The sequence below is a fragment of the Bradyrhizobium sp. BR14999 genome (assembly GCF_056106085.1).
Genome location: NZ_CM148536.1, coordinates 7,048,328 through 7,060,569 on the forward strand (window position 1 = coordinate 7,048,328; position 12,242 = coordinate 7,060,569).

Genomic DNA, 12,242 nt, shown 5'->3' on the forward strand with positions numbered 1-12,242 from the left:
AGCTTCGCTCCCCGCTTCCTTCACGCCGGCCTCGCGGTCCGACACTCTGCGGTTCACTTCGCTCGCTGTGATCAGCTCACGGAAGGACTTTCACCTCCAAGTCGAAGCCCATGCCGGGCACACCAGGGAAGGCCGGGCGCCGGCTGGCACCCAGGGTCCGCACGCGAGAAACGCACGCGGGGTGACCACAGGTGACGCCGGGACATCCCGGCCTTCCCTGCGCAATGGTTTTACGGCTTATGGCGCGCTCTCCCCGGGGAGCGATGCACTATTGCCCCCGTCGCCTTGCGGATGACTGATGCGCGCACCCGGTCGGGCCGCTTCACCACCGCAAGCCTTGACGCACAGACCCCGGGCGTCAGGACCACACGCTTTTGCCGCCGCGGACGTCCCTCCCAAACGTTCGGAAGCTCGCGCGTGCTCGCCCCCGAAGCCGAAAGGAAACGCTGTGACCGCGCCGTGTCGATCGCGCGGATCGCGATGGCTCACAGGCGTAGCCCGCCCTGCCACCCCGTCACGCGCCGGCGCTACCGCGTCCATCGCATCCCGGCCTACGTATCGTGACGATCGCGAAACGTCCCTTTGACGGACCGGGATGCCTTGCGGTTTAACCGAAGGCGTGAATTCGGTCAATCAGAATAATTCGCGCCGGGTCGCTTGACCTTCATGTGGCGTGTTTTGCCCGACGGTAACGCGAGGAATTGGGGGCGAAAGGCGGCGCTCCCTGCGGGCGACCTCCGGCCTTGGCTCAGCGCCTTCAATTGCGCTGTGCGGTCCAGTAGCCTGAACAGCGCGCGTTTCCTGAATGGCCGCTCCACGTCCCGCGGCCAAAATTGCCCGAGAGCCTGCCTGAGCCGGAGGCGAATTTGTCCTGAACTGTCACCGACGCCCGGACTGCGCCGGAACGCGCCACATAGCCTCTGAACCTGACTAAATTCGGATGTGTAACTATTCCGTTGGTGATGTTGACGGTGAAATTATAGGTCGCATCGCAAGGTCCTCTTTGCGTCACGAAAACGAGGTCCCAGGCGCCGTCGAATGCAGAGCGGGCTTGCGCGACGGAGTGGAAGGCGATCAGGCAGCCCACGGTCGCCACACAGGTGAAAAGCTTCTTCATTGTCTGCTCCAAGCTGTCTCCCACACATGGCGAGCGGAGCTGGCGAGTTCAATGCGGCTCGCCGGTGGGCCGGAGAAGTAATGTCGGCTGCGGGTCCGAATGCGAAGAACTCAACCTGAGCAAATCTAATCCGCGATGACTTCCTCAGCGAGCCTTAAGGGGGTGCGCCGCTACTTCGCTGATCGGCCAGAAGCGGACTAGATTAATGCTCTGCATTTCGAGGTTGCGGCGCCAGCGGACGTTTAGGCCGATATGATCTAGCCGCAAAGGAAGACCGACTCGACTTGGCCACGCGCTTTCCAATAGGCTCCTGCTTTCCAATTACAACTAGCGGGCAGCGAAATGGCTGAAAGAATCGATGTCGAGGTTACCGGCAAATCGCAGTTTGAAGTCGCCTACGAAATGGCGAGATTCATTCTCATCAATATGGAAGGTCGTCAGGTGAAAAGCATAAAGCGGCAAGAGTTCTTGCATTTGGTAGCTGACTGCATCGAGGCCTTGCGCGGCATCAAGGCCAAGGAGATTATCAGCTAAAGGCTTGCACTCCTGCAGCGACCGTCCACCCGCATTCTGCAACGCCCGCCGCAAATTTTTGTGGGAGGTCTTGGAGAGCACGGAGGATGGGTTGAGCCCTTGCGAAACCCATCATGCTTCGTCACAGGCGGAGGGATTGATGGGTTTCGCTGGCGCTCTACTCATCGGGCTGCGACCGTGTTCAACGTGTCAAGCCTGTTCAACGAAAGTCCGCCCTGGTCATAAGCCGCCAGTGATGGGCGATTTCCGCTCTGCCGGCGAAGAGCCCGCGTTTGTGGCAGGGCTATCGCATATGCCTTTCGAGCGATCTGAGTGCACGCCTCGTCCTTCGAGACGACCGCTTCGCGGTCCCTCAGGATGAGGCTGAACGGCATCGGCTCCCGCAGAAACTGCTGCCACACACTCCGCCCTCATCCTGAGGGTCCGCCAGGGGCGGGCGTCTCGAAGGATGCGCCGCGGGAAGACCGCCTGAAATGCGATAGTCCTGATCTTTCTGGGTACGCGCGTCCTAAGCCGGCACGATCACCTTGCCGATCGGCCAGAGCGCGATGCCGGCGAGCTTCAGATGGGCCCAGGCGAAGGGGATGCCGATGATGGTGACCGCGAGCACCAGCGCGGTCACGAGGTGACCGAGCGCCAGCCACCAGCCGGCCAGCACGAACCAGATGATGTTGCCGATCACCCCGAGCGGGCCGGTGCCGATATCCTCGACACCCGTGACCTCGTAGCGGCTGACCGCCTTCGAGCCGAACGGCAGCAGCGTGTAGACGGCGATGTTGAACGCCGCCCGCGCCCAGGGCAGGCCTATGATGGTGACGGCCATGATGATCGCAGCGATCAGCCAGCCGAACGCCATCCAGGCGCCGCCGATCAGGATCCAGAGCAGGTTGAGCAGGATGGAAACGGGAGCCATGGGATGATCCGGAAGTGGATGACCACGTCTATATAGGCTCGAAATCTGTCGCCGCTAAGACTGTCCGATCGGCGCAACCGGCTACCGCCCCTCGAATTTCCGGTCGCGCTTCCAATGTTTCCCCATCCGTTATCTCGTAGGGTGGGCAAAGGCGCGTTTGCGCCGTGCCCACGATCAATACCTGCGACCGTCCTGGTGGGCACGCTCCGCTTTGCCCACCCTACGGCACTACCGACTGCGGCTAGATCTTCCGTCCTGCCTGCTCCCAATAGGGATCGCGCAGGCGGCGCTTGAAGATTTTTCCGGAGTCTTCGCGCGGCAATCCCGAGCGGATCTCGATGTGCTTGGGCACCTTGTAATCGGCGAGCGAGGTCTTCAGCCGCGCACGGACGGAAGCTTCATCGAGCGTGACGCCGGATTGCGGCTCGATCACCGCCATCAGCGCCTCACCAAACTCGGCATCGGGGATGCCGAACACCGCGCAATCGTGCACGCCGGGCACCGCGTGCAGCACGGATTCGATCTCGGCCGGGTAGATGTTGACGCCCCCCGAGATCACCATGTCCCGCTTGCGGTCGCAGATGAAGACGTAACCCTCCTCATCGATATAACCGACGTCGCCGGAGGTGATGAAGCCGTCGCGATCGATCTCGGCGCGCTTCTCCGGCTTGTTGTGATAGGTGAAATCGGCCATCCCGGCCATGCGGGAATAGATCTCGCCGATCTCGCCGACGCCGAGCACGCGGCCGTCCTCGCCGAGGAAGCGCAGCTCGGCGCCGGGCGAGATCTTGCCGACCGTGCCGGGCTTCTTCAGCGCGTCCTCGGAGGTTGCGAAGGTGACGGCGCCGGATTCGGTCGAGCCGTAGAATTCGTAGATCACCGGCCCCCACCATTCGATCATGGCGCGCTTGACGTCGGCCGGACATGGCGCGGCGGCATGGATGACGTGGCGCAGCGAGGAGACGTCGTATTTCTTTCGCACCTGCTCCGGCAGCTTCATCAGGCGGATGAACATGGTCGGCACCATGAAGATGGTGTCGATTTTGTAGCGCTCGATCAGCTGCAAAAACTCCTCGGCCTCGAAGCGCGGCAGCAGCACCAGCGCGCCGCCGAGCTTGCCGGCACGGATGCCGAATGAATTCGGTGCGGAGTGATAGAGCGGGCCCGGCAACAGCGCGCGGGCGCCGGGCTTGAGCCCATAGATCATCGCGCGCATGCGTTCGCCGGCGGCCTGCTGCTCAGGCGTCGGCGCAGTGCGGCGTACGCCCTTGGGATGGCCAGTTGTTCCGGAGGTGTAGATCATGTTCATCGGCTGTGGCACGACCGGGCCATCATAAGGCTGGTGCTGCGCGAGCCAGGACTCGAAATCGATCGCAAAGTCCGGCGTCGCCAACTGATCGGGATCAATCCTGTAGTTGGACAGGATCTCCGGCGGCGTCGGCACGCTGAGCACGGTGACGCCGCTTGGGATCGCATCGCGCAAGGCGTGCAGCATGTCGGCATGTCCGATCAGCACGGACGTGCCGGTATCTCCGAGGATGTAGCTGATCTCCTCCGGCTTGAAATGCCAGTTGATCGGCACGCCATAGGCGCCGAGCCGCATCGCGGCATAGGCGGCCTCCAGGAAGACGATGTCGTTGCGCATCAGCATGCAGACGCAATCGCCTGGCTTGACGCCGAGCTTGGCGAGGCCGGAGGCGATGCGGTCGGCACGACTGGCGATTTCGGCGTGGGACCGACGACGGTTGCCGGAGACGATGCCGAGGAATTGGGACGTTTCGCTCATTTTTGTTTTCCGATCTTTCGTCGGGTTAAGAAATGTGGAGGCCACCAGCTCGTCATTCCGGGACGATGCGAAGCATCGAGCCCGGAATCCATTTCACCTCAGAAAATGCGGCTCGATGGATTCCGGGCCTGCGCCTACGGCGCATCCCGGAATGACAAGTTGCTAATCCGCAAACTTCGGCGCGCGCTTCTCCAGATTGGCGCGCACCGCCTCGGTCTGGTTCGCGCTGCCGATCAGCTTCTGCTGCTCGACGGATTCGGCGAGCAGCGCGGGGCCGGGATCGGCCGAGAGATTGTTGAGCAAACGCTTGGCGGCACGGATGGCATCGGGACTCTTGCCGGCGATCTCGCGCGCGATCTCGAATGCGGCGGCACGCGGGTCGTCGCAGATGCGCGTGGCGAGGCCGTAGGTCATCGCCTCCTGCGCCGAGAAGATGCGCCCGGTGTAAGTAAGCTCGCGCAAGATATCGTCGCGCACGAGCGAAGCCAGGATCGGCGTGCCCGCCATATCAGGGACGAGGCCCCATTTGATCTCCATCACCGACATCCGCGCATCCGCCGAGAGAAACCGCATGTCGGCGCCGAGCGCGAGCTGGAAGCCGCCGCCGAAAGCGACGCCGTGCACGGCCGCAATCACCGGCACCGCCAGCTGGCGCCAGCCCCACACCGCCTGTTGCGGGAAGTTCGCCTGGCCATGGGTGCGCTTGGTGAGGTCACGATTTTCGCCACCCGGAATTCCGTTGCCACCCTTCTCCTTCATGGCGGCAAAGCGCCCCATGTCGAGGCCGGCGCAGAAGGCGCGCCCCTCGCCGGACAGCACGACGACGCGTACGCTCTTGTCCTTCGAAAGCCGCTCGGTTGCGGCGACAAGGGCCTCGAACATAGCCTGATCCAGCGCATTCATCTTGTCGGCGCGCATCAGGCGCACGTCGGCGATGCCTTCCGAGATCGAGATCGAGACGCGCTCTTCCATGGATGAATTCTCCCCTGTTCTTGTTCGGTGCCGCTTTACAGGAAGCCGGCGGCCGGATTTAGTCAATCGACCAATTAACTGACAATCCGTACGGGAGAAACAGCCATGTTCAAGGAAAATCTTCTGGCCGGACGGCGCATTCTCGTCACCGGCGGCGGCACTGGGCTTGGCAAGTCGATGGCGGCGCGGTTCCTCCAGCTCGGCGCCGAGGTGCACATCTGCGGCCGGCGCAAGATCGTGTGCGACGAGACCGCGACGGAGCTGATGGATCTCTATGGCGGCCGCGTCACCAGCCACGGCGTCGACATCCGCAACGCGCTCGCGGTCGAGGAGATGATCGAGACCATCTTTCGCGACGGTCCCCTCACCGACCTCATCAACAACGCCGCCGGCAATTTCATCTCGCGCAGCGAGGAGCTCTCGCCGCGCGGCTTCGATGCCGTCGCCAACATCGTCATGCACGGCACGTTCTACGTCACCCATGCGATCGGCAAGCGCTGGATCGCCTTGAAGCAGCCCGGCAACGTCGTCTCGATCACCGTGACCTGGGTGCGCAACGGCTCGCCCTACGTGGTGCCATCGGCGATGAGCAAGTCGGCGATCCACGCCATGACGATGTCGCTCGCAACCGAATGGGGCCGCTACGGCATCCGGCTGAACACGATCGCGCCGGGCGAAATCCCGACCGAAGGCATGAGCAAGCGCATCAAGCCCGGTGATGAAGCCGGTGCGCGGACCAAGGCGATGAACCCGATGGGGCGCGTCGGCACCATGGAGGAACTGCAGAACCTCGCAGTGTTCCTGATCTCCGGCGGCTGCGACTGGATCAACGGCGAGACCATCGCCATGGATGGCGCGCAGGCGCTCGCGATGGGCGGCAATTTCTATCAGCTCCGCGACTGGAGCGACGACGACTGGAAAGCCGCGCGCGAGAGCATCATGGCGCAGAACGAGAAGGACCGGGCGAAGCGGGGGTAGTTATCGTCGTCCCGGCCTAGTGCGCAATTGCGCACGGGGGCCGGGACCCATAGCCACCGAATTGGATTTGGCGAAGATTGGTCATGACCTGTCTTCGCCAAATTGCGCTCGATGGCAATGGGTCCTGGATCGGCGCTCCGCTTCGCTGCGCTTGTCCAGGACAACGAGAATTTTCGATGGTCGTCCCGGCGAAGGCCGGGACCCATACGCACTGAATTTTGCTTGGCGAAGATTGGTCACGACCAGTCTTCGTCAAATTGCGTTCAGTGGTTATGGGTCCCGGCCTTCGTGCGCAATTGCGCACTAGGCCGGGACGACGGCGTTGAGAGAGTTGCGCACTCTCCCTCCCCACCTTGTCTTCACCCGCGGATGACGCCACACTTCCCCGCATAAAAACAAGACGCGACGGGAGAAACATGACCACACAGCCATTGGCCAATCTCGCCGACATGGTGCGCGAGCGCGCGAGAAGCCGCGGCAACGCCATCGCCTACGAGTTCGAGGGCCGCCTCACCAGCTTTGCAGAGTTCGATATCAAGACGAACCAAGTCGCCAACGCACTGATCGCGATGGGCGTGAAGAAGGGCGACCGCATCGCCTATCTCGGCAAGAACAGCGACTTCTATTTCGAGCTGTTGATGGGCGCGATGAAGGCCGGCGTGGTGATGGCGCCGGTAAATTGGCGGCTCGCGGGACCCGAGGTCGCATTCATCGTGGAGGACTGCAAGGCGCCGGTGCTGTTCGTCGGGCCGGAGTTCATCACGCTCGTCCGCCGGATCAAGGACAAGCTACCGAGCGTACGGACAATCATCACCACCGAGGGCGGCGCGCCGGAATGGCCGGATTTTGCGGCCTGGCGCGATGCGCAGAGCGGTGACGACCCGAAGGTGCCGATCGATGCCAAGGACATCGCGATCCAGCTCTACACGTCGGGCACGACAGGCAAGCCGAAGGGCGCGATGCTGTCGCACGCAAATTTCCTCAACCTGGTGCAATCAGGCAATGCCGAAGACAAACCGGAGTGGAACCGGTGGTCGACCGACGACGTCTCGCTGGTGGCGATGCCGGTCTTCCACATCGGCGGTTCGGGCTGGGGCGTGATGGGGCTCTATCACGGCGCCCGCGGCGTGATCGCGCGCGAGTTCGATCCGGCAAAAGTGCTGGATTTCTTCGAGCAGTCGGGGATCACAAAGCTGTTCATGGTGCCGGCGGCGATGCAGTTCGTGGTGCGGCAGCCACGCGCCAGGACGGTCGATTTCTCGCGACTGAAATACATGCTCTATGGCGCCTCGCCGATACCAGCGGCGCTGCTGAAGGAGTGCATCGAGGTTTTCAAATGCGGCTTCGTGCAGCTATACGGCATGACCGAGACCACGGGCACGATCGTCGCCCTGCCGCCGGAAGACCATGTCGAGGGTCTGGAGCGGATGCGCTCGGCCGGCAAGGCGCTACCGGGCGTCGAAATCGCGATCCTGGACGTGGCCGGCAAGCCACTGCCGCCGCGTGAGGTCGGCGAGATCGCGACGCGCTCCGGCTCGAACATGGCCGGCTATTGGAACCTGCCCGAGGCGACCGCCGCGACGCTTCGTTCCGACGGCTGGATGCGCACCGGCGATGCCGGCTACATGGACGAGGATGGCTATCTCTACATCCACGACCGCATCAAGGACATGATCATCTCCGGCGGCGAGAACATCTACCCGGCCGAGGTCGAGAGTGCGTTGTGCAATCATCCCGATGTCGCCGAGGCCGCCGTGATCGGCGTGCCCGACGACAAATGGGGCGAGGCGGTGAAGGCCGTGGTGGTGATGAAGCCGGGGAAGCAAGCCACGGCCACAGACATCATCAACTTCACCCGCGAGCGCATCGCCGGCTACAAGACGCCGAAGAGCGTGGAGTTTCTGCCGGCGCTGCCGCGCAATCCATCAGGCAAGATTTTGCGGCGGCAATTGCGCGAGCCGCATTGGGCGGGGAAGGACCGAAGGGTGAATTAGCCACGGCTCTCTCCTATCGTCGTCCCGGCGAAGGCCCTAGGGCATGCACATATCTGGTGCGGCGGATTGACTCGGATCGGCCTGGGAGGATTCCAGAATCAGAGTTCTGTGTGATTCGTATTGCGGCACTCCATGATTTGGACGGGGTGCCGCGATGTTGTCACGGATTGACTGGACGCTGGGCCGGTTCGGGGATCGTCGTCTCGATAAAGGGGGGCGGCGTTCGTCGAACGCATGGTTGTGGGCAAAACTGTCTGCCTTCGGCAGCTCTCCAGGGGGAACCGCGCGCTGGAAGTGCGGTTCAACCGCTTTCTTGGCCATGACAAGGTGACGGTGGAGCGGATCATCGAAAGCTGGAGCGAAAGCACGGTCGCTGCGGTAGAGGGCCGCCACGTGCTGGCCATCCAGGACACCAGCGAGATCCACTTCAACACCACACCGCAACGCCGGCGCGGGCTCGGAGAAATCGGCAAAGGCAATAACCACGGCGTGCTGCTGCATCCGCTGCTGGCTGTGGATGCCGATGACGGCAACTGTCTTGGACTTTTGAGCGGGCAGATATGGACGCGCACAGGTCGCCGCACGACCTCGCACGACGATCGGGAGTTATCGGACAAGGAATCGCAGCGCTGGATATCCACTGCCATGGCGGCCAAGCCGCTCCTCACCAAGGCCACAGCGGTGACGGTGCTGGGTGACCGCGAGAGCGATATTTTTGCCCTTTATGCCAGCTCGGCCGAGCAACACTTCCACGTCATCGCGCGCAGCATGCATGATCGCAAGCTTGCCGACCGCAGCGGCTTGTATGAGGTCAGCGATGCCATGGCCGCGGTGGATCGGCGTGCGATCCAATTGCCTGCGCGCGCCGCGCGGCCCGCCCGCCTGGCTCACCTCGAACTTCGCTTTGGCGCAATCGAGCTCGCCCGCCCACAGAGTAAGTTCCTGCGCCATCTGCCGGAAAGCTTGCCATTGGCGGTGGTCGATGTGCGCGAGATCAATGCCGAAACCGGGGTAGAGCCGCTGCACTGGCGGCTTCTCACCTCTCACGAGGTTACCGGCATCGAGGACGCCTGGCGCATCGTCCAATGGTACAAGCAACGCTGGATCATCGAGCAGTTCTTCCGCATCCTGAAGACACAAGGCTTCAAGCTCGAAGACAGCCAGATCGGAACCGCCGATCGCCTTCTCAAGCTGGTCGCGATTGCCGCTAAGGCGGCCGTCATCACAATCCAACTTCTGCAGGCCCGCAATGGCAGTCGCCAACCCATTCTCGCTGCCTTCGACAACGGCCAAATTAACGTGCTCACCGCCCTCAACCGTCAACTCGAAGCCGGGAGCAAGCGATTAAAGAACCCACATCCGCCCGATAGCCTCGCTTGGGCCGCCTGGATCATTGGTCGCCTCGGCGGCTGGGACGGCTACCCATCGTCCAAGCCGCCGGGCCCGATCACCTTCAAGAACGGCCTCGAATACTTCCACGCCGTCGCAGCAGGATGGAGCCTCAGAGATATGTGCATGCCCTAGGGCGAAGGCCGGGACCCATACCCACCGAACGTGGTTTGGCGAAGACCGGCGGTTGCAATCTCGCCTCAAACTGCGTCCTGGGGTATGGGTCCCGGCCTTCGCCGGGACGACGTTGGAGAGAGAGAGCGCCGCAGGAAGCTAATGCTTCCCCGGCCCCATATAGCCGAACAAAAACCCCGCCACCTTGCGCATTTGAATCTCCTCGCTGCCCTCGGTGATCCGATAGCGCCGGTGGTGGCGGTAGATGTGCTCGAACGGCTTGTGGCGTGAGTAGCCCATGCCGCCGTGAACCTGCATGGCGCGGTCGGCGGATTCGCAGCAGAGGCGGTTTGCCCAGTAGTTGCACATCGAGACGCGATCGGAGAGCGTGCGCTCGATCTGCTCCTCGGTGAGCTGGTCCATCTCCCAGGCGGTCTTGCGGATCAGAAGACGCAGCATCTCGGCTTGCGTGGCGAGCTCAACCAGCGGGAACTGGATCGCCTGGTTTTCGGCGAGCGCCTTGCCGAACGGCTTTCGCTCGCGCGCATACTTCACACTCTCGTTGATGCAGTAGACGGCAGCGCCCAGCGAGCTCGCGGCCTGCCGGATACGGTTCTGATGCACGAAGCACTGCGCCAGCGACAGGCCGCGGCCGACCTCGCCGAACAGCGCATCCTCAGGCACGAACACGTCGGTAAAACTGACGCGGGGATGATCGGTCGGCATGTTGAAGGTCCACATGTATTCCTCGACCTTGACGCCGCGGCTCTTCGCCGGCACCAGGAAACAGGTGATGCCGCGCGCATCGCCGTCATTGCCGCCCGTGCGCGCAAACAGCGCGCAATGCGTGGCGACATGCATGCCGGTGGTCCACATCTTCTCGCCGTTGATGATCCAGCCCTTGACGTTATCGCGGGTCGCCGGCACCGCACGCGTCTCCATATGGGTCGCGTCCGAGCCATGATGCGGCTCGGTCAAGCCAAAGGTGATGCGGTACTTGCCTTTGATCGAGCCGTCGATCATCGCCTTCTGGTCGTCACGGCCGTAGCGATCGAGCATGGTGACGACGGGGAAATTGCCGACGATGGAATGCTCGTTCTGGAGGTCGTTGTGCAGGCCGAGACCCTTTGCGGCAAAGTGCTCGCGGATCACGGCCATCCAGAGGTTGGAGCCGTCCTTGCCGCCATATTGCTTCGGCACCGGAAAGCGCAGGTGGCCGGCAGCGTCCGCAAGGTCCTTGGCCTTGCGCAGCAACGTCTCCCATTCGTGGCGTGGCAGGCCGCCATTCTCGAAATCGGTGCGCGCCCATTCGCGGCGGTGATCGAAGAAGCGGATGTTGTCGTCGGCCTCTTCCAGCGGCTTGATCTCGCGTTCGATGAAACGGTCGAGCTCCCCGAGATAGGCGACGAGATCGGCAGGCAATGAGAAATCCAAGGGCTCTCTCCCGGAATGATTTTTCGTTTTGCGTTAAGGCGCTACGCGCATTCTTGCTTGGCATGATTAAGCGGAGAAGAGCGCATCCAAGTCAAGCAAGCCGAGACGTGTGAGGCGCGCAAGGCGCGCTTGCGCAATTCGATGGTGCTCAGGCGCACCCGCGCGCTACTATGCCGGCAATATTCCTTCACGAGAAAATGCGGGAGCGATCATGGAGCTGAAATTTTCGAAGGTGGAACGCAAGGGCCCGATCACGATCGTCACGCTGTCGCGCCCCGAGGTCTACAACGCGCTGCACACCGATGCGCATTTCGAGCTCAACAAGGTGTTCGACGACTTCTCCGCCGATCCCGAGCAATGGATCGCAATCGTCACGGGTAGTGGCGACAAGGCGTTTTGCGCCGGCAACGATCTGAAGTGGCAGGCGGCTGGCGGCAAGCGCGGCTGGGACAAGGGCGGCTTTGCCGGCCTGACCTCGCGGTTCGACTGCGATAAGCCGATCATCGCAGCGGTGAATGGCGTCGCGATGGGCGGCGGCTTCGAGATCGCGCTGGCCTGCGATCTCGTCATCGCCTCGGAGAATGCCACCTTCGCGCTGCCCGAGCCGCGCGTCGGACTAGCCGCACTCGCCGGCGGCCTGCACCGGCTGCCGCGGCAGATCGGGCTCAAGCGCGCCATGGGCATGATCCTGACCGCACGTCATGTCAGCGCCAAGGAAGGCTATGACCTCGGCTTCGTCAACGAGGTGGTGCCGCAGAGCGAGGCGCTTAGCGCTGCGTTGCGCTGGGCTGAGATGATCACCAAGAATTCGCCGATGTCGATCCGCGCCTCGAAGCAGGCGATCCAGAAGGGGCTTGGCGTCTCGCTGGAACAAGCGATCGAGGAGCAGCGCGAATACCCGGCGGTGAAGGAGATGGCGGCTTCGCAGGATTACATCGAGGGCCCGAAGGCGTTCTCGGAGAAGCGGCCGCCGAAATGGGTGGGGAAGTAGCCCCGCTCGGCGCCGTCATT

The 12,242-nt window shown here is 62.8% G+C and carries 10 protein-coding genes; 5 read left to right on the forward strand and 5 right to left on the reverse strand.

The genetic code is table 11. The features are described from left to right. Nucleotides 1–757: 757 nt before the first annotated feature. Entirely contained in the window at nucleotides 758–1,117 is a 360-nt protein-coding gene (locus ACR9YP_RS32935; protein WP_438109921.1) for a hypothetical protein, read from the reverse strand. A gap of 342 nt (nucleotides 1,118–1,459) precedes the next feature. Between ACR9YP_RS32935 and ACR9YP_RS32940 the strand changes: the two genes are divergently transcribed. After that, entirely contained in the window at nucleotides 1,460–1,651 is a 192-nt protein-coding gene (locus tag ACR9YP_RS32940) for a hypothetical protein (protein ID WP_370985180.1), read from the forward strand. Between the two features lie 508 nt (nucleotides 1,652–2,159). Here ACR9YP_RS32940 and ACR9YP_RS32945 read toward each other — a convergent pair. From ACR9YP_RS32945 to ACR9YP_RS32955, 3 genes are all read right to left on the reverse strand, one after another. Then, complete coding sequence (locus tag ACR9YP_RS32945; protein ID WP_370985179.1) at nucleotides 2,160–2,564, reverse strand: YccF domain-containing protein; 405 nt, start codon at nucleotides 2,562–2,564, stop codon at nucleotides 2,160–2,162. A 241-nt stretch (nucleotides 2,565–2,805) separates the two neighbouring features. Continuing rightward, complete coding sequence (locus ACR9YP_RS32950) at nucleotides 2,806–4,350, reverse strand: acyl-CoA synthetase (RefSeq protein WP_438109925.1); 1,545 nt, start codon at nucleotides 4,348–4,350, stop codon at nucleotides 2,806–2,808. 162 nt (nucleotides 4,351–4,512) lie between these two features. Continuing rightward, nucleotides 4,513–5,322, reverse strand: a complete 810-nt coding sequence (locus ACR9YP_RS32955) for a crotonase/enoyl-CoA hydratase family protein (RefSeq protein ID WP_474217869.1) — start codon at nucleotides 5,320–5,322, stop codon at nucleotides 4,513–4,515. Nucleotides 5,323–5,427: 105 nt separating this feature from the next. Here ACR9YP_RS32955 and ACR9YP_RS32960 point away from each other — a divergent pair, with 105 nt between their 5' ends. The 3 genes from ACR9YP_RS32960 (at nucleotide 5,428) to ACR9YP_RS32970 (ending at nucleotide 9,818) form a co-directional block, all read left to right on the forward strand. Beyond that, complete coding sequence (locus tag ACR9YP_RS32960) at nucleotides 5,428–6,300, forward strand: SDR family oxidoreductase (protein ID WP_128942983.1); 873 nt, start codon at nucleotides 5,428–5,430, stop codon at nucleotides 6,298–6,300. A 416-nt stretch (nucleotides 6,301–6,716) separates the two neighbouring features. Beyond that, nucleotides 6,717–8,294: a fatty acid--CoA ligase gene (locus tag ACR9YP_RS32965; protein ID WP_474217870.1), complete on the forward strand. Its 1,578-nt coding sequence runs from the start codon at nucleotides 6,717–6,719 to the stop codon at nucleotides 8,292–8,294. 234 nt (nucleotides 8,295–8,528) lie between these two features. Further along, nucleotides 8,529–9,818: an IS4 family transposase gene (locus tag ACR9YP_RS32970; RefSeq protein ID WP_438103448.1), complete on the forward strand. Its 1,290-nt coding sequence runs from the start codon at nucleotides 8,529–8,531 to the stop codon at nucleotides 9,816–9,818. Between the two features lie 138 nt (nucleotides 9,819–9,956). On the opposite strand, the gene ACR9YP_RS32975 is transcribed toward ACR9YP_RS32970, so the two are convergent. Further along, nucleotides 9,957–11,231, reverse strand: a complete 1,275-nt coding sequence (locus tag ACR9YP_RS32975) for an acyl-CoA dehydrogenase family protein (protein ID WP_438109931.1) — start codon at nucleotides 11,229–11,231, stop codon at nucleotides 9,957–9,959. A gap of 211 nt (nucleotides 11,232–11,442) precedes the next feature. On the opposite strand from ACR9YP_RS32975, the gene ACR9YP_RS32980 reads away from it, so the two are divergent. Beyond that, nucleotides 11,443–12,222, forward strand: a complete 780-nt coding sequence (locus ACR9YP_RS32980) for an enoyl-CoA hydratase-related protein (RefSeq protein WP_438109933.1) — start codon at nucleotides 11,443–11,445, stop codon at nucleotides 12,220–12,222. Nucleotides 12,223–12,242 lie beyond the last annotated feature (20 nt).

What these genes read in the sequence shown, in the direction of transcription:
- ACR9YP_RS32980 (WP_438109933.1), top strand. Translation starts at nt 11,443, where the DNA reads ATGGAGCTGAAATTTTCGAAGGTGGAACGCAAGGGCCCGATCACGATC.
- ACR9YP_RS32970 (WP_438103448.1), top strand. Translation starts at nt 8,529, where the DNA reads ATGGTTGTGGGCAAAACTGTCTGCCTTCGGCAGCTCTCCAGGGGGAAC.
- ACR9YP_RS32950 (WP_438109925.1), bottom strand. Translation starts at nt 4,350, where the DNA reads ATGAGCGAAACGTCCCAATTCCTCGGCATCGTCTCCGGCAACCGTCGT.
- ACR9YP_RS32955 (WP_474217869.1), bottom strand. Translation starts at nt 5,322, where the DNA reads ATGGAAGAGCGCGTCTCGATCTCGATCTCGGAAGGCATCGCCGACGTG.
- ACR9YP_RS32940 (WP_370985180.1), top strand. Translation starts at nt 1,460, where the DNA reads ATGGCTGAAAGAATCGATGTCGAGGTTACCGGCAAATCGCAGTTTGAA.
- ACR9YP_RS32945 (WP_370985179.1), bottom strand. Translation starts at nt 2,564, where the DNA reads ATGGCTCCCGTTTCCATCCTGCTCAACCTGCTCTGGATCCTGATCGGC.
- ACR9YP_RS32935 (WP_438109921.1), bottom strand. Translation starts at nt 1,117, where the DNA reads ATGAAGAAGCTTTTCACCTGTGTGGCGACCGTGGGCTGCCTGATCGCC.
- ACR9YP_RS32960 (WP_128942983.1), top strand. Translation starts at nt 5,428, where the DNA reads ATGTTCAAGGAAAATCTTCTGGCCGGACGGCGCATTCTCGTCACCGGC.
- ACR9YP_RS32965 (WP_474217870.1), top strand. Translation starts at nt 6,717, where the DNA reads ATGACCACACAGCCATTGGCCAATCTCGCCGACATGGTGCGCGAGCGC.